At 54.2% G+C, this 24,702-nt stretch carries 25 protein-coding genes and 1 tRNA gene; 17 read left to right on the top strand and 9 right to left on the bottom strand.

Features of this window, described 5'->3' with window-relative positions:
* Positions 1-72 precede the first annotated feature (72 nt).
* Both IE090_RS15770 and IE090_RS15765 read left to right on the top strand, forming a co-directional pair.
* The gene (locus IE090_RS15770) at positions 73-1,236 is read left to right on the top strand and encodes a sensor histidine kinase (protein ID WP_189389845.1); all 1,164 of its coding nucleotides are present in this window, start codon (positions 73-75) and stop codon (positions 1,234-1,236) included.
* Entirely contained in the window at positions 1,226-1,876 is a 651-nt protein-coding gene (locus IE090_RS15765) for a response regulator (RefSeq protein ID WP_189389843.1), read from the top strand. The genes IE090_RS15770 and IE090_RS15765 overlap by 11 nt, the downstream gene beginning before the upstream one ends.
* On the opposite strand, the gene IE090_RS15760 is transcribed toward IE090_RS15765, so the two are convergent.
* The 3 genes from IE090_RS15760 to IE090_RS15750 all read right to left on the bottom strand — a co-directional run bounded on the left by IE090_RS15760 (position 1,873) and on the right by IE090_RS15750 (position 5,797).
* Entirely contained in the window at positions 1,873-3,159 is a 1,287-nt protein-coding gene (locus IE090_RS15760; RefSeq protein WP_189389841.1) for a dicarboxylate/amino acid:cation symporter, read from the bottom strand. The two genes, IE090_RS15765 and IE090_RS15760, sit on opposite strands and share 4 nt — an antisense overlap.
* A 9-nt stretch (positions 3,160-3,168) precedes the next feature.
* A complete protein-coding gene (locus tag IE090_RS15755; protein WP_189389839.1) occupies positions 3,169-4,473 on the bottom strand; it encodes a dicarboxylate/amino acid:cation symporter in 1,305 nt (434 codons plus the stop codon).
* 166 nt (positions 4,474-4,639) lie between these two features.
* Positions 4,640-5,797, bottom strand: a complete 1,158-nt coding sequence (locus IE090_RS15750) for a YbfB/YjiJ family MFS transporter (RefSeq protein ID WP_189389837.1) — start codon at positions 5,795-5,797, stop codon at positions 4,640-4,642.
* 174 nt (positions 5,798-5,971) lie between these two features.
* On the opposite strand from IE090_RS15750, the gene rsmG reads away from it, so the two are divergent.
* The 13 genes from rsmG to IE090_RS15685 all read left to right on the top strand — a co-directional run bounded on the left by rsmG (position 5,972) and on the right by IE090_RS15685 (position 15,781).
* Entirely contained in the window at positions 5,972-6,613 is a 642-nt protein-coding gene (gene rsmG, locus IE090_RS15745) for a 16S rRNA (guanine(527)-N(7))-methyltransferase RsmG (protein WP_189389835.1), read from the top strand.
* 35 nt (positions 6,614-6,648) lie between these two features.
* Positions 6,649-7,431 carry a ParA family protein gene (locus IE090_RS15740; protein WP_189389912.1) on the top strand — a complete coding sequence of 261 codons (783 nt, stop codon included), beginning with the start codon at positions 6,649-6,651 and terminating at the stop codon, positions 7,429-7,431.
* Between the two features lie 34 nt (positions 7,432-7,465).
* The gene (locus IE090_RS15735; protein ID WP_189389833.1) at positions 7,466-8,380 is read left to right on the top strand and encodes a ParB/RepB/Spo0J family partition protein; all 915 of its coding nucleotides are present in this window, start codon (positions 7,466-7,468) and stop codon (positions 8,378-8,380) included.
* A gap of 191 nt (positions 8,381-8,571) precedes the next feature.
* On the top strand, positions 8,572-8,940 hold the full coding sequence (locus IE090_RS15730; RefSeq protein ID WP_189389831.1) for an ATP synthase subunit I: 369 nt from the start codon (positions 8,572-8,574) through the stop codon (positions 8,938-8,940).
* Positions 8,941-8,963: 23 nt separating this feature from the next.
* Positions 8,964-9,830 (top strand): F0F1 ATP synthase subunit A, encoded by an 867-nt coding sequence (atpB, locus tag IE090_RS15725; protein ID WP_189389829.1) that lies wholly within the window; start codon positions 8,964-8,966, stop codon positions 9,828-9,830.
* Between the two features lie 61 nt (positions 9,831-9,891).
* The gene (gene atpE / locus IE090_RS15720) at positions 9,892-10,128 is read left to right on the top strand and encodes a F0F1 ATP synthase subunit C (RefSeq protein ID WP_189389827.1); all 237 of its coding nucleotides are present in this window, start codon (positions 9,892-9,894) and stop codon (positions 10,126-10,128) included.
* Between the two features lie 65 nt (positions 10,129-10,193).
* Positions 10,194-10,664: a F0F1 ATP synthase subunit B gene (locus IE090_RS15715; protein WP_189389825.1), complete on the top strand. Its 471-nt coding sequence runs from the start codon at positions 10,194-10,196 to the stop codon at positions 10,662-10,664.
* 11 nt (positions 10,665-10,675) lie between these two features.
* On the top strand, positions 10,676-11,212 hold the full coding sequence (locus IE090_RS15710; RefSeq protein WP_189389823.1) for a F0F1 ATP synthase subunit delta: 537 nt from the start codon (positions 10,676-10,678) through the stop codon (positions 11,210-11,212).
* Positions 11,213-11,227: 15 nt separating this feature from the next.
* Positions 11,228-12,766: a F0F1 ATP synthase subunit alpha gene (gene atpA / locus IE090_RS15705; RefSeq protein ID WP_189389821.1), complete on the top strand. Its 1,539-nt coding sequence runs from the start codon at positions 11,228-11,230 to the stop codon at positions 12,764-12,766.
* Between the two features lie 65 nt (positions 12,767-12,831).
* Positions 12,832-13,692 (top strand): F0F1 ATP synthase subunit gamma, encoded by an 861-nt coding sequence (gene atpG / locus IE090_RS15700; protein WP_189389819.1) that lies wholly within the window; start codon positions 12,832-12,834, stop codon positions 13,690-13,692.
* 38 nt (positions 13,693-13,730) lie between these two features.
* On the top strand, positions 13,731-15,125 hold the full coding sequence (gene atpD / locus IE090_RS15695; RefSeq protein WP_189389818.1) for a F0F1 ATP synthase subunit beta: 1,395 nt from the start codon (positions 13,731-13,733) through the stop codon (positions 15,123-15,125).
* Between the two features lie 53 nt (positions 15,126-15,178).
* Positions 15,179-15,607 (top strand): F0F1 ATP synthase subunit epsilon, encoded by a 429-nt coding sequence (locus tag IE090_RS15690; protein ID WP_189389817.1) that lies wholly within the window; start codon positions 15,179-15,181, stop codon positions 15,605-15,607.
* A 97-nt stretch (positions 15,608-15,704) separates the two neighbouring features.
* Positions 15,705-15,781 (top strand) — tRNA-Pro (locus tag IE090_RS15685).
* A gap of 6 nt (positions 15,782-15,787) precedes the next feature.
* Here the strand turns inward: IE090_RS15685 and IE090_RS15680 are convergent.
* The gene (locus IE090_RS15680; protein ID WP_189389815.1) at positions 15,788-16,723 is read right to left on the bottom strand and encodes a DHH family phosphoesterase; all 936 of its coding nucleotides are present in this window, start codon (positions 16,721-16,723) and stop codon (positions 15,788-15,790) included.
* Between the two features lie 145 nt (positions 16,724-16,868).
* Here IE090_RS15680 and IE090_RS15675 point away from each other — a divergent pair, with 145 nt between their 5' ends.
* Positions 16,869-17,474, top strand: coding sequence for an outer membrane beta-barrel protein (locus IE090_RS15675; RefSeq protein ID WP_189389812.1), 606 nt, complete (start codon positions 16,869-16,871; stop codon positions 17,472-17,474).
* A 109-nt stretch (positions 17,475-17,583) separates the two neighbouring features.
* Here the strand turns inward: IE090_RS15675 and IE090_RS15670 are convergent, their stop codons facing one another.
* Together IE090_RS15670 and IE090_RS15665 are read right to left on the bottom strand one after the other, a co-directional pair.
* Positions 17,584-18,426, bottom strand: a complete 843-nt coding sequence (locus IE090_RS15670; RefSeq protein ID WP_189389811.1) for a crotonase/enoyl-CoA hydratase family protein — start codon at positions 18,424-18,426, stop codon at positions 17,584-17,586.
* An 81-nt stretch (positions 18,427-18,507) separates the two neighbouring features.
* The gene (locus IE090_RS15665; protein WP_189389809.1) at positions 18,508-19,341 is read right to left on the bottom strand and encodes a hypothetical protein; all 834 of its coding nucleotides are present in this window, start codon (positions 19,339-19,341) and stop codon (positions 18,508-18,510) included.
* 151 nt (positions 19,342-19,492) lie between these two features.
* Between IE090_RS15665 and IE090_RS15660 the strand changes: the two genes are divergently transcribed.
* Entirely contained in the window at positions 19,493-20,431 is a 939-nt protein-coding gene (locus IE090_RS15660; protein WP_189389807.1) for a LysR family transcriptional regulator, read from the top strand.
* Here the strand turns inward: IE090_RS15660 and IE090_RS15655 are convergent.
* The 3 genes from IE090_RS15655 to IE090_RS15645 are packed head-to-tail and all read right to left on the bottom strand — an operon-like array spanning position 20,391 to position 24,639.
* Positions 20,391-21,299, bottom strand: coding sequence for a histone deacetylase family protein (locus IE090_RS15655; protein ID WP_189389805.1), 909 nt, complete (start codon positions 21,297-21,299; stop codon positions 20,391-20,393). The two genes, IE090_RS15660 and IE090_RS15655, sit on opposite strands and share 41 nt — an antisense overlap.
* 8 nt (positions 21,300-21,307) lie before the next feature.
* Complete coding sequence (locus IE090_RS15650) at positions 21,308-23,704, bottom strand: EAL domain-containing protein (RefSeq protein WP_189389803.1); 2,397 nt, start codon at positions 23,702-23,704, stop codon at positions 21,308-21,310.
* Positions 23,701-24,639: an ABC transporter substrate-binding protein gene (locus IE090_RS15645; RefSeq protein ID WP_189389801.1), complete on the bottom strand. Its 939-nt coding sequence runs from the start codon at positions 24,637-24,639 to the stop codon at positions 23,701-23,703. The genes IE090_RS15650 and IE090_RS15645 overlap by 4 nt, the downstream gene beginning before the upstream one ends.
* Positions 24,640-24,702: the final 63 nt, after the last annotated feature.

Genomic DNA, 24,702 nt, shown 5'->3' with positions numbered 1-24,702 from the left:
GTTTTTAGCAGGCTTGCCTCGCCCGCCAAGCCACGTCACGATGTCAGCACTCCCTTGCAAGGCGTACGCTCAGTGTCCCGTTTAAACCAATTACTGAACACTCGTTACTGGTTTTTTACGCCGGTTTGGTTGCTGCTGTGTTTGGCGACTGTGGCGGTGGTGGCAACGCCGCGATTAATGCACTTAACAGCGCAAGATAAGCCTTGGCTGCTGGAGAGCATGCTGCATGGGCTGATGCTGCTGTGTACGTTATTGCTGCTCAATGAGCGCAGTTGGAATCAGCGTCGCTTACGTGCTGGCATTCTGGTGATAGCGGCTTTTGTGTTGGCCGCGTTAATGCTGCAATCGATCAGCACTATCTATCTGGTTTACAGCATTATGCTGACCTCGATTACCACGGCTTGTTTAGGGCAGCGTGCGAGCGCTCTGTTTGCTGGCGCCGTCATGCTGCTATTTGCTGTCACTCATTGGCTGTATTGGCACAACCCTGAGCTGGGTCTTATCGTACTGCTATTCGGCGTCTTTCATGGTTTTGCTTGGGTAGTGAGTGTGCAATTGGATCAGGAACGTGAGCAGCGCGAGCAATTGCAGCTCAGCCACGCCGAACTGCACAGTACGCAAGCGCTGTTGAGTCAAACCATTGCCAATGACGAGCGCACTCACCTAGCGCGTGAGCTACACGACCAAGCCGGCCACCAGCTCACCAGTTTGATTTTGCAGCTGGATGTCGCTCGCCGTCAGGCCCAGCAAAGCGATAATGAAGCGCTGCAACAGCGGTTAGAGCAGTGTTATCAACAGGCACGCGACAGCCTAGCCACCATCCGCCAAGTGGTGAGCGACAAGCGCCACAGCGATATCGATTTGGCCAGTGCTTTGCGCGACTTATGCCAGCACTTACCGCGCGTCACCGTGCATCTCGATATCCAGCCCGATGCCAAACTGGCGCAAGCCAAATTGGCTCATTGCCTGTTGCGCTGTTGCCAAGAGGCCATTACCAATGCGTTAAAGCACAGCACTACTGAGCAGTTATGGATTCGCATTGCTAGCAATGACGACCGTCTGACCTTGCGTATCGTCGAAAGCGAACAGGCGTTAGACTTGGATCTTGTCGGCTCTACCCCCTTGTATGGCAATGGATTAACCGGCTTGAATGAGCGGGTGGTGGCACTGAATGGGCAGTTTCGCGCCGTTATGACGCAGCAGGGTTTGATCGTGGAGGCGGGGTTTGACGATTAGTATTCACCTGGTCGACGACCAGCAATTGGTGCGCGACGGCTTGGCGGCGCTGCTGAGCATGAGTGAGCATGTGACGGTATGCGGCCAAGACAGCGGTGGCGATGCTTTTTTGCAGCGTTTTCAGCAAGGTGCCGTAGAGGCCCATGTCATTCTTTTGGATATGCGCATGCCGGAAGGAGACGGCCTCAGTGTGTTGCGAGCTTTACAGCAAGCACAGAATAACGGCCAGTCGGTTCCAGCTTGTTTGGTGTTAACCACCTTCGATGATGCCGAGCTAATGGCCGATGCCCTGCACGCCGGCGCGCGTGGTTATTGGCTAAAAGATACCTCGCTGGAGGTGCTGGTTCAGGCCATTGAACGGGTGGCTAATGGTGAGCTGGCGCTACAGCCTGAACTTACTCTCAAGGCGCTGAGTAAGCAGCGCTCAGATGCGGCCGATACAATCGTATTGAATGAGGCCGAAACTGCCTTGTTAAGCCTAATGGCAGAGGGTTTATCTAACCGCGATATAGCCGCGCGCATTTTTAAGGCCGAAGGCACAGTGCGCAATCAGGTATCGGCTTTGCTAGCCAAACTGGAAGTCAGCAACCGCACCCAAGCCATTGCCAAAGGCCTGCAGAATGGCTGGGTATCGCTTTAGGGGCCCTTTCTAAGTTGAATGCTGCCTTTATTCAGCTGATGATCCACCACCACTGCCGCAGTTAAATCGCCCTGAACATTCACGGCGGTGCGAATGGTGTCGAGAATGCGATCAATTGGCAGCAAAATCGCAATGGCCTCAGCAGGCAGCCCCACGGCCTGTAGCACCATAATCATGGTGACCATGCCAGCGCTGGGAATGCCGGGTGCGCCCATGGAGGCCACCATGGCGGTCAGCATCACCACAATTTGCTGGGCAATGGTTAAATCTGCACCTACTAAGTAGGCAACAAACAAAGCAGCGGCGGCTTCATACAGCGCCGTGCCATCCATATTCATGGTGGCACCGACCGGCAATACAAAACCGGCAACATCTTTATTGACCCCTAAGCCTTGCTCGGCGCAGCGCAAACTCAGCGGCAAGGTGGCGGCACTGGAGCTGGTGGCAAAGGCAGTGATCAGCGCTGGTCGGGTCGCGCGCCAGAACCACAGCGGCTTGCGACCGGTAAACAAATACATCAAGCCAGGCAATATGACCACGCCATGAATAATGGTGATGGCAAACACCAGCACAATAAACTCGGCCATGGTGGCCAGCAGATTCATATCTTGAGTGGCCATCAACTTGGTGAGCAAGGCCAACACGCCCAGCGGCGCTATGCGCATAATCCAGTTAACGATCAGCATCAGCAGCGCTAGCAGTTCTTGCAGGCTCGACAATAAAGTACGCGGACTGTCGGGTTTATGCTTGCTGTGCTGCACCAGGGCAATGCCAAGAAAAATAGCAAACACCACCACGGGCAAGATTTTGCCCTGGGCCATAGCAGCGACTGGGTTTAAAAACAGGCTGTGCAGAATTTGCGCAAAAAACTCGCCGCCACTCATTTGCTTGGCTTCAAACTGCGCCATGGCATCGGCAAACATCGTCAGTTGTAAATCGCCACCCGGTTTGACCCAAGCCGTCATTACCAGTGCCAGCACCATGGCGCACAGCATCGACAAGGCAAAAAAGAACAGCGCGTAGCGCCACACTTTGCCGGCTTGATGGTGCGCTTGCAGACTGGCAATGCCGACCACAATCGAGGTGAAGATCAGCGGAATTAATATCATCTTCAGCAGGTCGATAAAAAATCGCCCGACGATATTGGCCCAATACAAGACTTCTGTTTTCAGCGTTGAATCATCGGCTAGGCCGTTCAGACCATAACCCAATGCCAGGCCGATCACGGCGGCCAGCAAAATTTGAACATTAAGGCTGGTTAGCCAATGGCGCGCAGACAGCATGAATTCTCCTTAGACCCAGCGCTGCATGACACAGCAGGCGACCAAATCGCCACTGACGTTAACCGCGGTACGACACATGTCGAGGATGCGGTCGACTCCTAAAATCAGCGCGATGCCCTCAGCGGGAATACCGACACTGGTCAATACTGTCGCCAGAATAACGATACCCACGCCGGGCGTCGATGGTGAGCCAATGGAAGCGCCAACCGTGGTCACCGCCAGCAAAATGATTTGATGCAGCTCCATCTCCACGCCAAACACCTGAGCCAGAAATACGGCGGCAATGACCTGATATAGCGCTGTGCCGTCCATATTAATAGTGGCGCCCAAGGGGATAACAAAACGCGCGGTGCTTTCGTCTATTTGCAGATCTTGCTGCGCCGTTTGCAATGACAATGGCATCACCGCCGCCGAGCTGGAGGTAGAAAACGCCAGCAACTGCGCCGGGCGAATGGCTTTAGCAAACTGGATGACCGAACGCTGCGCCAGCACTTTAATGATCAGCAAGTAGCTCAAGTACAAACTAAACAGGCCCAAAATGACTGTGCCGACGTAGGCCGACATGCCGAGAAGTACATCCAAGCCAACACGAATGGCAATGTCAGCAATCAGGCCAAACACCGCATAGGGTGCCAGCAGCATGGCCCAGCTCACCACCTTCATCGACACTTCCTGCACGCCTTCCACTACATCGCGTAACGCGGCGATGCGCTTGCGTGGAATGCTGGCCAAGGCTAGGCCGACAAAAATCGAAAAAATCACCAGCTGCAGCATGCTCTGCTCACTGATGGCGCGAGTGACATTGGTGGGGATCAGATTCGATATATGCTGCGGCAGCGAGGCACGCGCACTAACAGCGGTATCCGTGTTTGCAGCGACAGGTGTGCTGGACATCAAAGCGTCGACGTCGACGTAATTGCCCGGCTGAATCAACAGCGCCAGGCTGATGCCGATGGTGACTGCCACTGTTGTGGTTAAGACAAAATAGGGGGCAATGCGAATGCCTAAGCGTTGCAGGGCGTCACCTTCACTGCCGCTGCTCACACCGAGCACAATCGAGCTGATGACAAGGGGGATCACCACCATTTGGATCAGGTTCAAAAACAGCGTGCCGGGCAGCTTGATCCATTCCGCCAAACTGTAAGCCAGCTCTGGGCTGACAGCCCGGCCGCCTTCCGGTGACAGCCAAGTGCCCACGACCAATCCCAGCGCCAGAGCCAGAAGTATCTGTGCCCATAGCTGGTAGCGAATCAGTTTAATCAGGGGTTGCAGGCTGGTTTCAGCCCATTGAGACAGCGGATGAGGCGCAGGCATAAGCGAAAGAACCCGATACAGAAAAGCCGCGCACTTTACCTGAGTGCGGTGACGGCTGCATTGACCTCACGGCATGAACCAGGCTGTTGCTCTAAGCCGGTAGGTAAGGCGGCTGTGAGATGACCGTATTCATGCCGTCAGCTTCCATTTTTATAACGCGATAGCCCTAGCTCCTGGCATCTGCCGGTACCCACCACATTAATAGCCAAGCCCACACTAAGGCCGCTAGCCCAACAATAAAGGTCGATGAAAGCTCCATGCCATGTTCTAGCCCCAGGCGTGCTAGCCAGGGGCCAAGTAGCTGAGTGAAGCCGTAGAGGGCAATTAATGCGGCACTCAAACGCGGCCCTTGATGCGGATGTAGCTGGCGAGCCAGGCGCTGAGTTAATAACACTGAGCCTAAAAAAGTCCCACCCACTAATGCGGCGCACAGCCACAAGCCGGTCAAGCTGTGATCGAACCACAATAAGGCCGCCACACCTGCCGCTTGCAGGGCGTAGTTGGCTAGTAAGGCTGGTTTATCGCCTAGGCGCGCACCGAGGTGATTCCATAGCCAAGTTGATGGCAATGAGGCCAATGCCACTACCAGCCAAGCGCTGGGCTGAATGCTCAACTGCCACTGCTGCGATACCGCCGGTAAAAAGGTCATTGGCAGTATGTAGCCCAAGCCGGCACCAGCGTAGGCGGCAAATAAGGGTAGGCTGGCGCGATCCAGCAGTGCTGGGCGTTGCTGTTGCTCACTGGCAGGATGTGCGGCGGGTAAACGATACAGATACCAGCCACTCCAGGCCGCCAAAGGAATCGCCACCAAGGCGGCTGGCCACCAGCGATCGGCTCCGCTGAGCATGGGGGTGGCATCCACCAAGGCACTACTACTCAACAGACCGACGCCCACGCCTAAATACATTAAGCCGCTTAAATGGCCTTTGTTGTGGCGTACTAGCCACTCCAGCACCTGTGCCGGTGCCAGCACAAAAACCACGCCATTACTGATGCCGTTGAGCAGTCGCAGCCAGAGGAGGGTCTCGTAATGCTCCGTCTGAGTTTGCAGCAGGGTGATGCCAGCGCTGGCGATAATCGACATCAGCAAGCCTCTGTGACTCATGCGCCGCTGAAACAACCACAGCGCCAACATAGCGCCAGCGAGATAGCCGACGTAATTCCAGCTCGCCAAGCTAGCGGCTTGGCCAAGCGTGATGAGGCCATCCTCAACTAGCAAGGGTAGCAAGGGGGTATAAACAAAGCGGCCCATGCCGTGTACGAGCACCAGCGACACGGCGGCGGCAAGAATGGGACCCCAGCTGGAGTTGGAGGACGGCGACATAATAGGCTCTGACACTGGTAAAACGTCAGCATACTCAGCCTAGGCAGAGTCGCCTATGCGGCTTTGGTTATGCTATTGATAGTTTTGATGAATGCAGGATGAGAGCCATGCCACAGGTTGCCGCTGGCGGCAGTGTGTTAGTATTGCCGCTTTTCACCAGCGGAATCCGAGTTGATGGACGCCTTAACCCGCCAACTAACCAGTGGTGCCCAAGCGTTGGGCATAGAGCTGACAGCAGCACAGCAACAACAGCTGATGGATTACTTGCAGCTATTGCTTAAATGGAACAAAGCCTACAATTTGACGGCCATTCGTGAACCGGCCGATATGGTGGCGCTGCATTTGTTAGACAGCCTAGCGGTGCACAATCATTTAGGAGAGGCACAGCGCATCATTGATGTGGGGACCGGCCCTGGGCTGCCGGGCATTATGCTGGCGATCATGAATCCGCACAAAGACTTCACCCTGCTCGATAGCAATGGCAAGAAAACCCGCTTTCTATTCCAAGCGAAAACAAGCCTTAAGCTGGATCGCGTCAGCATTGTTAACGATCGCGTTGAAGCCTATAAACCAGCGCAGCCGTTCGATATGATCGTTAGCCGAGCGTTTGCCTCTTTGTATGATATGACGCACTGGTGTCAGCATTTATGCGCGCCTGAGGGTTGCTTCCTGGCCATGAAAGGGCAATATCCAGATCAGGAAATCACCGAGCTGGAAAATCGCTTCGAAGTGGTCGAATCCCATGCCGTGCAGATTCCGGGTGTCGACGCCGAGCGTCATTTGCTGCAATTGCGGCCGACGCAGGTGAGCGCATGACCCTGGTTGAAGCAGACAACGACAGGACGGACAGCGTGAACAAGATACTGGCTATTGCCAATCAAAAAGGCGGCGTCGGCAAAACCACCACCGCCGTCAACCTCAGCGCATCCCTAGCGGCGACCAAAAAACGCGCCTTGCTGGTCGATATGGACCCACAGGGCAACGCCACCATGGGCGCTGGAATAGACAAGCACGATCTGGAGCTGTCACTTTACGACGTGCTAACTGGCCAGTGCCGTACGGCAGCCGCCATTGTGCACTCAGACGCGGCCCACTTTGATGTCTTGCCCGCCAATGCCGACCTGACGGCTGCCGAGGTCGAGCTGATGGATATGAACCGCCGTGAAAGTCGCTTGCGCGAGGCGCTGGCGGAGGTGCGCCCAGATTACGACTTCATTGTTATCGACTGCCCGCCATCGCTTAACATGCTGACCTTAAATGCCCTAGTGGCTGCTCATGGCGTCATGATCCCGATGCAATGCGAGTATTACGCGCTTGAGGGCTTAAGTGCCTTGATGCAGACCATTGAATCGCTGCAAAACTCTGCTAATCCAGCACTGGAAATTGAAGGCTTGCTGCGTACCATGTACGACCCGCGTAACAGCCTGACGGTAGATGTGTCTAACCAGCTGATTGAGCACTTTGGCGACCGCGTTTACAGCACCGTGATTCCACGTAACGTACGTCTGGCTGAAGCGCCGAGTTATGGCTTGCCGGCACTGGTGTATGACAAAACCTCGCGTGGCGCTATGGCCTATTTAGCGCTAGCGGGAGAGCTGAGCCGACGCGCCCAACCTGCAACTGAAAATGCCTGAGCAACCCAGGCGATAACGAGATTTCTGAGCACTCATGGTAAAGAAAAAACGAGGCTTAGGCCGCGGCTTGGATGCCCTGATGGCAGGCTCTAAGGCAGCGACCGAGACCAGCATTAGCGCCGAGCAAGTGGCCGCAGCGCCAACATTGGAAGACAGTGAAACCCCTGTCGACGGTACCTTGCGTCGCCTACCGGTGGAGTGGCTGCAGCCCGGCCAATACCAGCCACGCCGCGATATCCAGCCAGAAGCGCTAGAAGAACTGGCTGCTTCGATTAAAGCCCAAGGTTTAATGCAGCCGGTCGTGGTTAGGCCCCTGCCGGGCAAGCAGCGGTTTGAACTGATTGCTGGCGAACGCCGCTGGCGAGCCTGTCAAATGGCAGGCCTAGATACCATCCCGGCACTGATTCGCACGGTAACAGATGAAGCCGCCATCGCCATGGCGCTGATCGAAAACATTCAGCGCGAAGATCTTAATCCGATGGAAGAGGCCAAGGCTCTGCAGCGCTTACAGCAGGAGTTTGAGCTGACCCAGTTGGAGGTGGCCGAAGCCGTGGGTAAAAACCGTGCCACTGTGGCTAATCTGCTGCGTCTAACCAATCTGAATGACGACGTGAAACGGCTGCTGGAACACGGCGATATCGATATGGGCCATGCCCGTGCCTTGCTGGCTCTTGAAGGCGGTCAACAAAGCGAGGCGGCAGCGCACGTCGTCGCCAAAGCTCTAAACGTGCGCCAGACCGAAGCCCTAGTACGTCAGCTGCAACAGGGCCCAGCCGAAAAACCGAGCAAACCCGCGCCAGACCCTGACATCAAGCGCCTAGAGCAAGTGCTGGGCGATCGCCTGGGGGCCAATGTTGCTATCCAGCACGGCAACAAAGGCAAGGGCAAGTTGGTGATCAACTACACCAGCTTGGATGAGCTGGAGGGCATTTTGAGCCATATCCAATAATACCTGCCCAAACTTGGTGCGATTGTTGCTCAGTAGCGAACGCACCTTGCTGTGTTTACCTATTGTTCCCCTGCGACCAAATACTTAGTCGCTACCCCCAGTTTCTGTTGAAGCCCGTTTGTACAGCCCATATAATCACCGCGCCCTCAAATTAGGGCTGCGCACGAATTAATCAGATTGGGGTGCTGTGAGTGTCATCCATACCGCGCCCGCCGGCTTACAAAATCATCTTGATGCAGCTGGCTTTGACCGTATTTGTTGCGCTGTTGGCCTGGCTGCATAGCGATGTAGCCGCCAGATCGGCATTGCTGGGAGGGCTAACCTGCGCCTTGCCCAATGCCTACCTTATCTGGCGTGCTTCCCGCTACACCGGTGCCCGCTCGACGCCCCTGATGGTGCAGTCTCTGTACCGCGGGGAAGCATGGAAGTTCATGCTGACGGCTGGTGGTTTTGCCGTCATTTTTGTTCACGTTGAGCCACTGAATTATCCGGCACTGTTTGTAGGCTTTATGACAGTGCAGCTGGGGCATTTGACCTCAGCCGGCTTGAGAAATTTTTAAACCTTTGGAATCGAGAGTGAACAATGGCTGATAGCTCACAAGAGTATATTACTCACCACTTGCAAAACCTTACCTACGGCAAGTTGCCTGCGGGTTATGTTCGGGTTAATAAGTACGACGGCACTGAAACCGAGTTGACCACTTCGACCTGGACCATCGCTCAAAGTTCGCAAGAAGCCAAAGATATGGGGTTCATGGCGGTACATTTGGACTCCTTGGGCTGGTCAGTTTTCATGGGCGCTTTGTTTGTTTGGCTGTTTAGTCGAGCGGCGAAAAAAGCAACCGCTGGTGTGCCAGGTACATTGCAGAATATTTGTGAATCGGTAGTCGAGTTTGTCCAAGGCATGGTGAAAGACACCTTCCATGGTCGTAACCCTATGATTGGCCCCATTGCGTTGACTGTGTTTGTGTGGATTTTCCTGATGAACTCGCTGAAGTGGATCCCGGTGGATTTCATCCCGGGCATTGCTTCTATGCTGGGCGCACCTTACTTCAAAATCGTACCGACGGCAGACCCGAACGGTACCTTTGGTGTCGCTATTGGCGTGTTCTTGCTGATTCTGTTCTACAGCATCAAGGTCAAAGGCGTGGGCGGTTTTGCCAAAGAGCTGTCGTTTACCCCCTTTAACCACTGGTTGTTCATTCCGTTTAACTTGTTCTTAGAAGTGCTTGGTCTGCTTACCAAGCCGCTGTCTCTGGCGCTGCGTTTGTTCGGTAACATGTACGCAGGTGAGGTGGTATTCATTTTGATCGCGTTGCTGCCGTTCTACGCCCAGTGGGTGCTGAACATTCCGTGGGCGATCTTCCATATTCTGGTAATCCCGTTGCAGGCGTTTATCTTCATGGTGCTGACGATCGTGTATCTGTCGCAAGCGCATGAAGATCACTAATACGGTATTAACAGACTGCTTTAAACCTTAAATCACTAACCTTAACTTCAGGAGTTATCTCATGGGTCTTGTAATCATCGCAGCCGCTATCATCATCGGTATGGGCGCTCTGGCTACCGGTATTGGCTTCGCTCTGCTGGGCGGTAAGCTGCTGGAAGGCACTGCGCGTCAGCCTGAGCTGGCACCACAGCTGCAAACCAAAACCTTCATCATGGCAGGTCTGTTGGACGCCGTGCCTATGATCGGTGTTGGTATCGCAATGTACCTGATCTTCGTAGTAGCACCGACTGCAGCCTGATAAGTAGGCGCGCCCCTAAGGGGTCGCTTTCTACCTACTTTAACCATGGCAAGAGGTGAATCACTGTGAATATGAATCTGACCGTGCTTGGTCAATTGATTGCCTTCGCTGGGTTCGTCTGGTTCTGCATGAAGTACGTATGGCCGCCACTGGTCAGTGCGATGCAAGAACGTCAGGCGAAAATTGCGGAGGGCCTGGACGCGGCCAGTCGTGCTGCCCGCGATCTGGAGCTGGCTCAATCCCGTGCGGCTGAGCAGCTGCGTGAAAGTAAGCACCAAGCTGCTGAAATCATCGAGCAGGCTAATAAGCGTGCCAGCCAGATTATTGACGAAGCAAAAGAACAGTCACGTCTGGAAGGCGAGCGTTTGGTCGCTGCCGCCCAAGCAGACATCGAGCACGAAATTAACCGCGCCCGTGAAGACCTACGTAAGCAAGTGTCTGAACTGGCCGCTGTGGGTGCCGCTAAAATTCTCGGTCAGTCTGTTGATACAGCGGCGCATCAGCGCTTGTTGGATCAGCTGGCCGATGAGCTGTAAGCGAGGTTGCCATGGCTGAAATAACAACACTCGCTCGGCCATACGCCAAGGCAGTGTTTGCACAGGCACAGGAAGGCAATACGCTGGACCAATGGAGCCAACAGCTGTCGCTGTTGGCTACCTGTGCGCAAGATGCCGACTTGGTCGTCGTGTTAACGCACCCGTCACTGACCACTGCGCAACAGGGCCAAACCCTGATCGACGTGTGTGGCGATGCGCTCAGCGATGCCGCAAAAAATCTGGTAGCCGCTCTGGCTGAAAATAAGCGTTTGACGCTGATACCTGAAATCGCCGCTCTGTACGAGGAGCTCAAGGCGCAACTGCAGAATACTGTAGATGTGGTCGTGACTTCGGCACAGGAATTAAGCGACGCACAGGCCGAAAAACTGGTCACAGCACTGAAGAAGCGTTTGCAGTGCGATGTACGACTGACCAGCAAAGTCGATGAGTCACTCATCGGTGGTGCCATTATCCGTGCGGGCGATCTGGTAATCGACGGCTCCGTTACAGGCAAGCTGTCGAAGTTAGCCGAAGCGATGAAATCCTAGTTTGAGGGACGATGCATGCAGCAACTGAATCCATCTGAGATCAGTGAAGTCATCAAAAAACGCATCGAAAGTCTCGATGTGACTTCACAAGCCCAGAACGAGGGCACCGTCGTATCTGTATCCGACGGTATCGTTCGCATCCACGGTCTCGCTGACGCGATGTACGGTGAGATGATTGAATTTGAAGGCGGCGTATTCGGCTTGGCCATGAACCTGGAGCGCGACTCTGTTGGCGCAGTTATTCTGGGGGACTACAAAGATCTAGCCGAAGGTCAAACCGCCAAATGTACTGGCCGCATTCTGGAAGTACCCACGGGCGAAGCCTTGTTGGGGCGCGTTGTTGATGCGCTGGGTAACCCGATTGATGGCAAAGGCCCGATTGAAACCAACACCTCAGCGCCTGTTGAGCGTGTTGCGCCGGGCGTTATTGCTCGTCAAGGCGTTGATCAGCCATTGCAGACGGGCTACAAGGCCGTTGACTCCATGGTGCCGATCGGTCGTGGTCAGCGTGAGCTGATCATTGGTGACCGTCAGACCGGTAAGTCGGCGATGGCCATTGACGCCATCATCAACCAGAAAGGCACTGGCGTTAAGTGTATCTACGTGGCCATCGGCCAGAAGCAATCTTCGATTGCTAACGTAGTACGCAAGCTGGAAGAGCACGGTGCTCTGGAACACACCATTATCGTTGCCGCGGGTGCAGCGGATCCTGCAGCAATGCAGTTCCTGGCCCCTTACGGTGGCTGTGCGATGGGTGAATACTTCCTTGACCGTGGCGAAGACGCACTGATTGTGTATGACGACTTGACCAAGCAAGCTTGGGCTTACCGTCAAATCTCACTGCTGTTGAAGCGTCCTCCAGGCCGTGAAGCATACCCAGGTGACGTTTTCTACTTGCACTCACGTCTGCTGGAGCGCGCTTGCCGCGTGAACCCAGACTACGTTAAGCAAGTTAGCGGTGTGGAAGGCAAAACCGGCTCACTGACGGCACTGCCGATCATTGAAACCCAAGGCGGTGACGTGTCTGCGTTCGTACCGACCAACGTGATCTCGATCACCGACGGTCAGATCTTCTTGGAAACCAACCTGTTCAACTCCGGTATTCGTCCGGCGATGAACGCCGGTATCTCGGTTTCTCGTGTGGGTGGTGCAGCGCAAACTAAGATCATCAAAAAGCTGGGCGGTGGTATTCGTCTGGCTCTGGCTCAGTACCGTGAACTGGCGGCGTTCGCTCAGTTTGCCTCTGACCTAGATGACGCCACTCGTCAGCAGCTGGAACACGGCCGCGCAGTGACTGAGCTGATGAAGCAAGGTCAATACGCACCGATGTCGACGGCCGAAATGGGTCTGTCGATTTATGCTGCCAACGAAGGCTTCCTGAGCGACGTTGAAGTGGACAAAATTCAAGCATTCGAGGCTGCTCTGCTCGCTTACGCCAACAGCGAATACGCTGATTTGATGGCGAAGATCAACGAGAAAGGCGACTTCAATGATGATATTGCCGCTGGCCTGAAAGAGTGTATTGAGAAGTTCAAAAGCACTCAGGCTTGGTAAGTCCGGCGCTGGCGTCTCTGTAAGGAGTCGCCAGCTGGCTTAACTCAACTGAAGGCAGCTTAATTATGGCAGTCGGAAAAGAGATTAAAGAGCAGATATCGAGCGTAAAAAGCACGCAAAAAATTACTTCAGCGATGGAAAAAGTCGCGGTAAGTAAAATGCGTCGCGCTCAGCTGCGCATGCAAGAGAGCCGGCCCTATGCGGATAAAATCCGCCAAGTGGCTGGTCACCTTGCCAATGCCAACAGCGAGTATCGTCACCGATATCTGGAAGAGCGCGATATTAAGCGCGTTGGTTTTATCGTGGTTTCTTCCGACCGTGGCCTCTGTGGTGGTCTGAACAACAACTTGTTCAAGCGCTTAGTACAGCAAAGCAAAGAGTGGAAAGACAAAGGCGTAGATGTGAGCTATTGCGCTGTTGGCTCGAAAGCCAACCTGTTTTTCTCCAACTTTGGCGGTGATGTGCTGGCGTCGGCCAACCACCTGGGTGACGCGCCGGAACTGGCCAGCCTGATTGGCTCGGTCAAAGTGATGCTGGATGCGTATGACGAGGGCAAAATTGATCGCCTATTCATCATGCACAATCACTTCGTCAACACCATGACGCAGCAACCACAAACCGTACAACTGCTGCCGCTAGAGGCAGACGAAAGCGATAACAGAAAGCACTCCTGGGATTATCTGTACGAGCCTGACGCAGCTTCCATCATTGATGGCCTGTTGTTGCGCTACATCGAGTCACAGGTGTACCAAGGTGTCGTAGAAAACAATGCCTGTGAACAGGCCGCACGTATGCTGGCGATGAAAAACGCCACCGATAACGCGGGCGGCATGATTGACGAGTTGAATTTGCTGTACAACAAAGCACGTCAGGCAGCTATTACTCAGGAAATTTCTGAAATCGTTGGCGGTGCCGCGGCGGTATAAGCCCGGCAGCAAAGTATTTAGGTTAAGAGGAACCGTATATGAGCGGACGTATCGTACAGATCATCGGTGCCGTGATCGACGTGGAATGCCCACGCGATAACGTACCTAAGGTCTACGACGCCCTGACCGTTGATGGTACTGAAACCACGCTTGAAGTTCAGCAGCAGCTGGGTGACGGCGTGGTACGTACCATTGCGATGGGCTCGACAGAAGGTCTGAAGCGTGGCCTGCCTGTCACTAACACCAATGCACCTATCCAGGTACCTGTGGGCGTTGAAACCCTGGGTCGTATTATGGACGTGCTGGGTCGCCCTATTGATGAATGTGGCGACATTGGTGAGCAAGAGCGTGCTTCCATTCACCGTCAAGCACCCACCTTCGATGAACAGTCAAGCAGCACCGAACTGCTGGAAACTGGCATCAAGGTTGTTGACCTGATCTGCCCATTCGCTAAGGGGGGTAAGGTTGGTCTGTTCGGTGGTGCCGGTGTTGGTAAAACCGTAAACATGATGGAGCTGATCAACAACATCGCTAAGGCACACTCAGGTTTGTCGGTATTCGCGGGTGTTGGTGAGCGTACTCGTGAAGGTAACGACTTCTACTACGAGATGGCAGAATCAGGCGTTGTTGACCTGGAAAACAAGCCTAACTCGAAAGTAGCGATGGTTTACGGTCAGATGAACGAACCCCCAGGCAACCGTCTGCGTGTGGCTTTGACCGGTCTGACCATGGCTGAAAAGTTCCGTGACGAAGGCAAAGACGTACTCTTGTTCGTCGACAACATCTACCGTTACACCCTAGCGGGAACCGAGGTATCGGCACTGCTGGGTCGTATGCCTTCTGCGGTGGGTTATCAGCCAACACTGGCTGAAGAAATGGGTGTTCTGCAAGAGCGTATTACCTCAACTAAAACTGGCTCGATCACCTCGATCCAGGCGGTATACGTACCTGCGGATGACTTGACTGACCCATCGCCAGCGACCACCTTCGCGCACTTGGACTCCACCGTTGTACTGTCTCGTGACATCGCTGCTAAGGGTATTTACCCAGCGATCGACCCACTGGACTCTACCTCACGCCAGCTCGATCCGTTGGTAATTGGTAACGAGCACTATGAGTGTGCGCGTGGCGTTCAAGGTGTTCTGCAGCGCTATAAAGAGCTGAAAGACATCATTGCGATTCTGGGTATGGACGAGCTGTCTGACGAAGACAAGCAGCTGGTAGCCCGTGCCCGTAAGATCGAGCGTTTCCTGTCTCAGCCATTCCACGTGGCCGAGGTATTTACCGGTGCGCCAGGTAAATACGTTTCTCTGAAAGAAACCATCCGTGGTTTCCAGGGCATTCTGAACGGTGACTACGACCACCTGCCTGAGCAGGCGTTCTATATGTGTGGCACCATCGACGAAGCCATCGAGAAAGCGGAAAAGCTGTAACTGGTTGAGGCCAGTACGAATGTGCTGGCCGCACCGCAACAGAGGAAACGACTATGGCAATGACAGTCCACTGCGATATTGTCAGCGCGGAAGAAAGCCTGTTTGCAGGCTTGGTTGAGCGTGTGGTTGCCACAGGTGAGATGGGCGAGCTGGGCATTGAGCCTGGTCATGCTCCCCTGCTGACACCGCTGAACCCAGGTCCGATCCGTATCATCAAGCAAGGTGGCACAGAAGAGATCGTATATCTCTCCGGTGGCTACCTAGAAGTTCAGCCACATATCGTCACGGTATTGGCTGATACGGCGGTACGGGCAGACAACCTGGATGAAGCAGCGGCTCTGGAAGCGAAGAAGCACGCCGAACAGGCACTGGCCAATCAGGGCGCGGATTTCGATTATTCGCGTGCATTGACCCAGCTGGCCGAAGCGGCGGCGCAACTGCGCACCATTCAGCAGATCCGCGAAAAACTGGGCAAGCGTTAAGTTTGCCGCAGTTAAAAAAACCGCCCTCGGGCGGTTTTTTTATACCTGTTTGCCTTATGGTTTACGCGATGAATAGGTTTTGTATAGTTAATTCTATCGGAGCGTAGCACAGCCTGGTAGTGCACTGCCTTCGGGAGGCAGGGGTCGGAGGTTCAAATCCTCTCGCTCCGACCACTTCTTTTACCCGTCCTGGGTGATCTTGGTGATTAACTCTTGCAAGATATTGGCGGCTTTATCGTTATCGACCTGGCAAGTACCGGCATTGCGGTGACCGCCGCCGCCGTATTGCAAACACAAATCGCCAATGTGCGTTTGATGGCTGCGGTTGACGATGGAGCCGCCAATGGCAAATACCGTGTTCTGTTGCTTTAACCCCCACAAGACATGAATAGAAATATTCTGCTGTGGAAACAGGGCGTAAATCATAAAGCGATTACCGGCATAAATGGTGTCTTCATGGCGCAGGTCGAGTACCACCAGGTTACTGTGTACCTGACTGCAGCGCTTGAGTTGCTCTTCAAACAGTGGACGGTGCTCGTTGTATAACTCGACCCGTTCGCTGACATCTGGCAGCTGTAAGATATCGTCGATGCTATGGTCCCGGCAGTAATCGATCAGTTGCATCATTAGCTGATAGTTGCTGATGCGAAACTCGCGAAAGCGCCCCAGGCCTGTGCGTGAGTCCATCAAATAATTGAGCAATACCCAGCCGGTGGGGTGCAAAATTTCATCGCGGCTGAACTGCGCTGAATCGGCTTTATCCACCGCCGCCATCATTTCTGCCGATATTTTCGGAAAGCGTGCTGCTCCTCCGTAATAGTCGTACACCACCCGTGCCGCCGAGGGCGCTTCTTCAAAAATGATGTGGTTATCTGGGTGTTCGTCACCTCTGCGACTGAGCTCGGAGGCGTGGTGATCAAAGCATAAGTGGCAGCCTGGTACATAAGGCAGATTGGTGGTGATGTCGTTGGCATCAATATCAATTTTGCCGTCCTGCATGTCCTTGGGGTGAACAAACAGGATGTCGTCGATCATGTCGAGCTCTTTGAACAGCACGGCACACACCAAGCCGTCAAAGTCGCTGCGGGTAACTAAACGGTATGGACCTTCACTCACGGCGCTTTCTCCCAGAAAGATTGAGTTTTCAGCTTAGACGATGGCTTCAATCCTGTGGGCGCTTGTGGTTGAATGCCGCGCCTAACTGGGGTGCCCGCTCCTGCGGCGGCCAGCCTATTTATTTAATGAATATAGGGATAAGCGTTTGAACAAAAAAATGGGATGGCTGGCCGTGCTGGCATGCTTTTTAGTACCCGCGTCACAGGCCCAGCAATGGTCTCCTTATGTTGGTGGTTATGCTAGTTATTATGCTGGTCAGCTTAGCTATGACTGGGAGTATGACGATGGTTATCACCATGACAGCGATGAGTTTAGCTTGGATTACTCTGGTTATGCGTTTGGATTGAATGCCGGTGCTGAGCTGAAGTCAGGCCCTATGATTGAGCTGCAATACAGCCGTACTTCGCAAAAGTCAGATAAGGCAACCCAGCGTAGTGTGTATTACGGCTCCGAGCTGCAAATGAAAATGCCGCTGGGTACGGGAGCTGGGCGCCCATATGCAGGCTTTGGCTTGGGTACTTGGGTGCATGCAGATTCGAAAAAGTATCGTGATGATGCGGATCGTGACATTGTTGGGGTGAGCCTCTCTCTGCTGCTTGGCGCTATTGTTAAAACCAGTGATACCTTCTATCTCGATAGTGGCTTACGCCTTCGCAGCCGTTGGTGGGAAGAGTATGAATGGTCGGACAATAAGTACAACGACAGCGAGCTGATGGCTGAGTTGTATTTAGGGGCTCAGGTGCGCTTTTAATCTAATGTCCCGAACCAGAGTTCGCATTCTTTGAGCGGGCACCGAATTATTCAGAGGTGCCCTAGTGCTGGCCATAACAAGAGCAGGCTTGCTGCCTGCTCTTGCTGAATTATTTAAACAGCGGTTTTACCGCAAATAACGCGTCATACTCGGGCTCTGTTTTACTCGCCTTAGCCTGAAAGCTTTTCATCATATCCGCCGGGCGAAACATGCCCGATTGCCAGGTGGCCATGTATTTGAGGCTGTCTTCAACACTGTGGTCTCGACTGTAGTTGAGCATTTCTTTACAGCCTGTCACTGCCAGCGGTGAATTGGCGGCAATCTGCGCGGCTATTTTCATCACTTCTGCCAGCATGGTTTCTTGGTCGTTGAATACGCGGTTAACCAGCCCGAGCTGTTGTGCTTCTAAGGCATCAAATTTGCGCCCAGTATAGGCCAGCTCACGCACGACGCCGGGTGCAATTAACTTGGGCAAGCGTTGCAAAGTGCCGACATCGGCGGTCATGCCCAGCTCGGTCTCTTTGATGGTGAAATAAGCATCGGTTGTGGCATAGCGGCAGTCAGCAGCGCATACCATGTCTAACGCACCGCCAATACAGCCGCCTTGAATGGCCACCAACACAGGCAAGCGCACTTGCTCTAGCACGCTTAGGGAGTCCTGCAGTTGCAACACCACGCGGCGCAGGTTTTCTGCCATGCGACCAGGGTCACCCTGCATGGGAACGGCGTTGGGGTCGCTGAACACAGCAAGGTCCATACCGGCGGAGAAATGCTTGCCAGTGGAAGAGATCACCACCACACGAGCATCGCTGTGCGCCTCAATCTCGCGCAGGCACTGAGGCAGCTCCTGCCAGAAGGCTTTGTTCATGGTGTTGAGTTGCTCGGGGCGGGACAGTTGAACGTGGGCGATATGGCCTTGGTGTTCGACTTGAAAGCACTGGTAAGCGGACATAAACAGCGGCTCCTTGGATGTTGACAGTGTCAATATAAGGAGCCGCTATTAAGGGGTCAATGATTAGACGGCTAAGCCGTTTTATTCGCTGCTCGCCATCTCATGTTGCTGCCGATACTTTTCTTCGACCTCCAGCAAGTCGTGCGACTTATAGTAGGTGGCGCCATTCGATTGGTACGACACGCGAATATGGCCATGGGCGGCGCCCCACTTGCGGACGTCGGCAATGCGCTGTTGTTGCCAAGCACATTGCTGCCATTTATTCAGCTCGGCCGAGAAGCGCTGAGTTTTTCCCTCGCCATCGGTGTAGCTAACGCTGACTTCGGTTAGCAGTGGTGCATCCGGTTTGGCCTGTAAGGCCACCCAGAAAGTGCGGTCCATGCCTGGCGGCACCATCAACGCTTCTTCATATAAGTGGTTTGAGCTGGTGCCTTCGGGAATGGACGCTTTTTCTGCTTCTTCAGCGAGCATATCGGCGGCAGTGGCGGCGCTCACTCCAGCGCCCACCGCACTGACTGTATCGTTATCGCTCTCAGCCATTAGGCGGGCCACGCTAACGGCAGCCAAGCGGGCAAGATCGGTGTTGTACTGATTGCGCAAGCTGAGGTTGTTTTGCGCGTCGGCCCAAGCGATCAGCTCTCGTCCTGCCAGAACATGGTATTGCTGCTCATGGCCTTCAGGCAGATGCAGTTCGGCATTGTTTAGGGAATAGAACTCGCTGCTGGGGTTTTTAACCGAAAAGGCCAGGTAGCCTATTTGATTGCTGCATAGGCTGGGTCGAAACGAGGCGGAGATGTCTAACGGGGCTTTAGCGACAGTGCTGGTATAAGTGGCTTGCTCACCGATCTGCTGGCTGGCACAGCCGGCCAAAGTCAGGCTGGCAATTAAAGCGGCGGACAGTTTTCCATAGTTCATAGTGCGTTCCTTCATTCATAATTGACACGCCTTAGACTAACGCACGCACAGGCTCTGAAAAGGTCACTGGCGTCAATTATTAGTATCACTGATGGAACGGGCGTGTTCATATTAGGTTCAGGAAGACTGTCACAGGAAGCCGCCAACGCAGATGAACTTATCTAAAACCGACCTTAACTTGTTTGTTGTTTTTGATGTGATTTATCAAGAAGGCAACTTAACTCGCGCCAGTGAACGCCTGCATTTATCGCAGCCGGCGGTCAGCCATGCCTTGGCGCGCTTGCGTGAGCGCTTTGACGACCCGTTGTTTGAACGTGTCGGCAAGCGCATGCAGCCAACGCCGCTGGCGCAAGCCATTATTGAACGGGTACGGGCGGCGTTGGCGGAGTTGGAATCCACGTTAAATGAAGGTTTGGTGTTTGAACCGAGCCGCTCTGGCCGCCAGTTCACCTTGGCCATGCGGGATTTACTGGAAGCGACGGCGCTACCGGCACTGATGATGCATTTACAGCCACTGGCGCCCGGCATTCAAGTGCGCAGCATACGCCAAAACCGACGCGACCTGGCCAGTGCGCTGCGCAGTGGCAGCGTCGATTTTGCGGCCGATGTCTTGGTGCCGATGGCCGGCGACATTGGCCATCAGCGCATCGGTCAGCAGCAGCTGGCGGTGCTGCTGCGCCACGATCATCCGGCGCTAACCCAACTGTGGGAAGCAGACACCTACTTAGGCTGGGGCCATGTGCTGGTCTCCAGCCGCCCAGAAGGCCCAGGCGCGGAAGACTTGGCATTGGCGCGAGAAGGGCTGGAGCGGCGTGTGGCCTTGCGCTGTCAAAATTACTACGCCGCCTTGCAGGTGGCCGCCAAGACCGACCTGCTATTAACCCTGCCGCGTGATTACGCCGCGCAGCTGGCGAATCAACAGCCGCAACAATGGATGGTCAAACCCTTTCCATTGCCTACCGCTAACTTGGAGCTGCATCTTTATTGGCATAAAAAGGCGCTGCGTGACCCTGCCTTGGCGTGGCTGCAGCAGCAGCTGCTGGCAGTGCTTAGAGATACAGCGGGAACAGGGCTGACGCTACCTCAATAACCGTGGCATGGCGTTGAGCCAAGCGCACATGGTCACGGTCATAGCCGCCACCAATCACAGTGGCGACCGGAATATGACGTTGCAAGCAGTGCTTTAACACCAGCTCATCGCGCTGGCGCACCCCTTGCCAGCTGATGTTCAAATGGCCCAGTTCATCACCTTGCCAGACATCCGCACCGGCATCGTACAGCACCAAATCTGGCTGTAATTCTTCTAACAAAGGCACCAGCGTGTGCTCGACGGTGTGTAAATAGTCGGCGTCTTCCAGGCCTTTGTCTAAGCCAATATCCAAATCGCTGGCGGACTTGCGAAACGGGAAGTTCTTTTCACAGTGAATCGAGCAGGTAAAAGCACGCGGTTCATGGGCCAGCAGTGCAGCGGTGCCATCGCCCTGATGCACGTCTAAATCGAAAATCAGCACGCGCTTGACCTCACCTTCATCGAGCAGTGTTTGAGCGCTGTAAGCAAGGTCGTTGATTAAGCAAAAGCCGGAGCCGAAATCCCAGTGGGCGTGATGGGTGCCGCCGGCCAGATGACTGGCCATGCCATGCTCTAGGGCTAAACGGGCGGTCAACAGGGTGCCGTTTGGCGCTGTCACCGTGCGGTCGATCAAGCCCTGGCTCCAAGGCAGACCGGTGCGGCGCCAAACCCTCGGTTCCATGCGATTGTGGAGCAAGGCATGCAAATAATCGTGGTCATGGACCCGGCTGAGTTGCTCTAGACTGGCGGCCTCGGGTTGATGCAGATTGTTATCGATCAGGCCCCATTGCTGGCAATAGTCAAACAAGCGCCGGAACTTGGACATCACAAAGCGATGATCCTCCGGAAAGGGGCATGAATAATTTGGATGGTAAACCAGTGGCAGCATGAGTAACTCTATTGGGTTGCCTTTAGCCAAGCGGTGAAGTCGGCTTCAGACAGTGGGCGGCTGAGTAAGTATCCCTGCAACTGCTGACAGTCACGGGCTAGCAGGTAGTCACGTTGGGTTTCTGTTTCTACTCCCTCGGCGATGACCTGTAGATGCAAATGATGACTTAGCTGAATGATGGAGTCGACGATACTAGCGCTGCCGTTATCGTGGTCAATATCCATCACAAAGCTGCGATCAATTTTGAGCTTGTTCAGTGGCAGCTTTTGCAGATAGCTAAGTGAGGAGTAGCCCGTGCCAAAGTCATCCAGAGCGAAGCTAAAGCCCTGCTGGCTGAGCAGCTGCATACGTTGGCTGACCTGTTGCTTATTGCCCATGAAGACGTTTTCAGTGAGCTCCAGTTCGATGTGCTGGCTGTGAATGCCTGTCTGACTGACAATGTTTTGCAACTCCTCGACAAAGCCTTCGTCCATGAATTGCACCGCACTAATATTGATCGCCAAACGCTGAAACGATGGTGGTAAACAGTTCTGCTGTTGCCAGCGACGCAGACAAGCACAGCTGCGCTGTAGCACCCAACTGCCGAGAGATAGAATCAGCTTGCTTTCTTCGGCGGCAGCAATAAACACATCCGGAGGCACAAGTTCACCATGGTTTTGCCAACGGCACAGAACTTCTGCACCGACTAGTTGACCTGCGGCATCGAACTGAGGCTGTAGTGCTAGGCTCAGCTCCTGCTGCTCGATGGCACGATGCAAATCATTCAATAGCTGCACTCGCTGCAGGACTCGTTGTTGCATGCTGTCACTGTATTGACTGACACAGCCACGCCCAGCGCTCTTGGCGTGATACATGGCAGTATCTGCTTGACGAATAATATCCTCAGCGTTGCTGTCTGTTGTCGGGTACACAGCCAAACCAATGCTGGCGGACAAATGAAATGAGTGAATATCTATTTGCACCGGCTGACGCAACTGCTCAAGCAGATCCGTCGCCACTTGCTGTGCTTGCTGAGCTGCCATCTCAGCACTGTGGTACAGGGGCTCTAGCATGACCAGAAACTCATCTCCGCCCAAGCGCGCCGTTTCTCCAGACCGCTGGTGACTCAAGCGGGTAGCAAGGGCGATCAGTAGGCGGTCACCAAATGGATGTCCGAGCGAGTCGTTAATGTGTTTGAAGTGATCCAAATCGATCAGCAGGACGGCGCCATAGTGTTGGTGCAGCGGTGCTCGGTCGATCCAGCTTTGCAAGCGCTGCGTTGCCAAATGCCGATTGGCCAAGTTCGTTAGGGCGTCATAATTGGCTTGCTGCTCGATTACTTGTTGTTTGCGTTTGTTGTCACTGATATCGCGTACTAACCAGAGCACAGCGTTATCACTCGCTTGCTGTTGGTCGAGCGGCATCAAGCGAGACTCTAAGTAATACGCTCGATGTCGCAGCTCATGTACAACTAACTGCTGTTGTTGCAAACACAGCTGCCACTGGGCCGTCATGGCAGCGGCTTCTGCTGTTGACAGCAACTGGCGAAAATCCATTCCTACCAACGCGCTACCGGCAGCGTCGAACGGGCTGTGATCGCAGCCGAAACGCGCGGATATGACGCCATCTTGGTCGAGTACAAAGGCAACGTCGGGAAAGGTCTGAGCAAAGGCCTGATTAAGTCGATTCTGCTGTTGTAGTTGGTGTTTTGAACGGCGCAAATGACGGCTAAGGTTGTTAAAAGCAGCTTGTAGCTTGGCAATTTCTAGAGATTTGTCATGGCGAATGGTTTCGCCCAAATAGCCATCACGCAGACGCTCGGTTAGCGTGCCGAGTTGCTGCAAGGGCTTTAGTACTTGTCGCCGCAGCAGTAGCTCAATGCCCAGATAAGCGCATAGCAACAATAAGCTGATGACCGCGATTTGCCACCACAGGGACTGGCGGACAAGCAGCCAGTCACGGCTGAGGTCAGTTTTCAACCATAAGCTGGCTCTACGTTCTTCGCGCAACCCCTCTGCCGCATAGTGGAACGGGTGCATGGCATACAGAGTATTACCCTGTTGGCTGACATGGCGCTGTTGCATGGGGCGGATTGGCCAGTCGATGGCCGAACGTGGCTCCAGATAGCGTGCGCGTTTGGTGGAAGCCAGAATCACACCATCGCGCACGAGATACGCTTCATCAATATTGGCTTCCAGCGCCAAGCGTGATATCTGGCGGTCCAGTTGCTGCAGCTCACCGCGGCTTAGCAGGTCGCGGCTCATGCTACCGATCACATCCAGTTGATGCTGAGTACGCAGCTGCCATTGCTGGTTGAAGCTGAGGCGTTGCTGGTTGTAAAGAAAATACGCCGTGACCAGGATGGTCATACCTAGCCCGAGGGCCGACCAGGCCCGTAGCCGAGTCTGCAGCGATAATCGCTTCATGGGCGCAGCTCCGGCAAAAATTGCGTTGTCGCTTGTGGTAAGCGCTCGACCTGATAGCGCAATAAACCTTTGCGATACAGGAGAGGGGCTAACTCGGCAGCTTTTACCTCTGCGTCATGACGTAACCAATGGTGATGTTGTTGCAGTGAGGGGATCTGCATTCCCTCAAACAGCATAGGCAAACGCTCCGGAGGCAGCCTCAAGCGGCGATTGACGTATGCCAGCGCTGCTTCATCTCCCTGTACCAATAAATAGTTAGCGCGCAAGTAGCCGCGCACCAGCTGCTGCACAACGTATGGCTTTTGCGCCACTACTTCAGATCGCAGCGCCAGTACGTCGACAATGTCTCCAGCAATTTGGCGACTATCAAACAGCACTTGAGCACCGGCTTGTTGTAAATGGGTTTTAAAGGGTTCGAAGCTAACCGCAGCGTCTATTTCACCGCGCTGGTAGGCGGGTAGCTGATCGGCCAGAGGCATATGAACAATCCTCACCTGATGTTCGCTCAGGCCTGCCTGTCGTAATGCTCCGGCTAGCATAACGGCTCCCACGGCCGTCGTTTCTGCTGCAATGGTCTTGCCTGCTAATGCCGCCAGATTATTAATTCCCGGTCGGGCCATGACGACATCTGCTCCGGCAGAGATATCGCACAGGGCCACAATGGTCATATCAATCCCTTCGCTGGCAAGTAGTAATACTTCGTCCAGAGTAAGACCACCGCCATCCAGTTGGCCGTTGCGAATACCATCCATTAGGTCTGATGCTGACGCCAACTCCACCAGTTTGATCGGTAGCTTGTTAAAGTGACCATGGTGGCGGGCCAGATACAGCGCCTCGTAGCCTGGCCACACGTTGCTGCCTATGCGCAAAGGTGGCTCAGGTGTGCTGCAAGCCAACAGGGCAAAGATCAACGAGAGCAACAACAGGCGTTTCACGAAAAGCTCCACAACAGTGATTTCGGCTCTGCCGAACGGCGGATTTAGATTTGATATTGCATT

This window comes from Bacterioplanes sanyensis, assembly GCF_014652515.1.
GTDB classification, from domain to species: Bacteria; Pseudomonadota; Gammaproteobacteria; order Pseudomonadales; family Oceanobacteraceae; genus Bacterioplanes; species Bacterioplanes sanyensis.
This window is presented reverse-complemented; position numbering and strand designations above follow the sequence as displayed.

Excerpts from the sequence above, each read along its gene's own strand:
- IE090_RS15760 (WP_189389841.1), bottom strand. The coding sequence starts at position 3,159 with ATGCTGTCTGCGCGCCATTGGCTAACCAGCCTTAATGTTCAAATTTTG.
- IE090_RS15755 (WP_189389839.1), bottom strand. The coding sequence starts at position 4,473 with ATGCCTGCGCCTCATCCGCTGTCTCAATGGGCTGAAACCAGCCTGCAA.
- IE090_RS15750 (WP_189389837.1), bottom strand. The coding sequence starts at position 5,797 with ATGTCGCCGTCCTCCAACTCCAGCTGGGGTCCCATTCTTGCCGCCGCC.
- rsmG (WP_189389835.1), top strand. The coding sequence starts at position 5,972 with ATGGACGCCTTAACCCGCCAACTAACCAGTGGTGCCCAAGCGTTGGGC.
- IE090_RS15735 (WP_189389833.1), top strand. The coding sequence starts at position 7,466 with ATGGTAAAGAAAAAACGAGGCTTAGGCCGCGGCTTGGATGCCCTGATG.
- atpB (WP_189389829.1), top strand. The coding sequence starts at position 8,964 with ATGGCTGATAGCTCACAAGAGTATATTACTCACCACTTGCAAAACCTT.
- atpE (WP_189389827.1), top strand. The coding sequence starts at position 9,892 with ATGGGTCTTGTAATCATCGCAGCCGCTATCATCATCGGTATGGGCGCT.
- IE090_RS15710 (WP_189389823.1), top strand. The coding sequence starts at position 10,676 with ATGGCTGAAATAACAACACTCGCTCGGCCATACGCCAAGGCAGTGTTT.
- atpA (WP_189389821.1), top strand. The coding sequence starts at position 11,228 with ATGCAGCAACTGAATCCATCTGAGATCAGTGAAGTCATCAAAAAACGC.
- atpG (WP_189389819.1), top strand. The coding sequence starts at position 12,832 with ATGGCAGTCGGAAAAGAGATTAAAGAGCAGATATCGAGCGTAAAAAGC.
- atpD (WP_189389818.1), top strand. The coding sequence starts at position 13,731 with ATGAGCGGACGTATCGTACAGATCATCGGTGCCGTGATCGACGTGGAA.
- IE090_RS15690 (WP_189389817.1), top strand. The coding sequence starts at position 15,179 with ATGGCAATGACAGTCCACTGCGATATTGTCAGCGCGGAAGAAAGCCTG.
- IE090_RS15670 (WP_189389811.1), bottom strand. The coding sequence starts at position 18,426 with ATGTCCGCTTACCAGTGCTTTCAAGTCGAACACCAAGGCCATATCGCC.
- IE090_RS15665 (WP_189389809.1), bottom strand. The coding sequence starts at position 19,341 with ATGAACTATGGAAAACTGTCCGCCGCTTTAATTGCCAGCCTGACTTTG.
- IE090_RS15660 (WP_189389807.1), top strand. The coding sequence starts at position 19,493 with ATGAACTTATCTAAAACCGACCTTAACTTGTTTGTTGTTTTTGATGTG.
- IE090_RS15655 (WP_189389805.1), bottom strand. The coding sequence starts at position 21,299 with ATGCTGCCACTGGTTTACCATCCAAATTATTCATGCCCCTTTCCGGAG.
- IE090_RS15650 (WP_189389803.1), bottom strand. The coding sequence starts at position 23,704 with ATGAAGCGATTATCGCTGCAGACTCGGCTACGGGCCTGGTCGGCCCTC.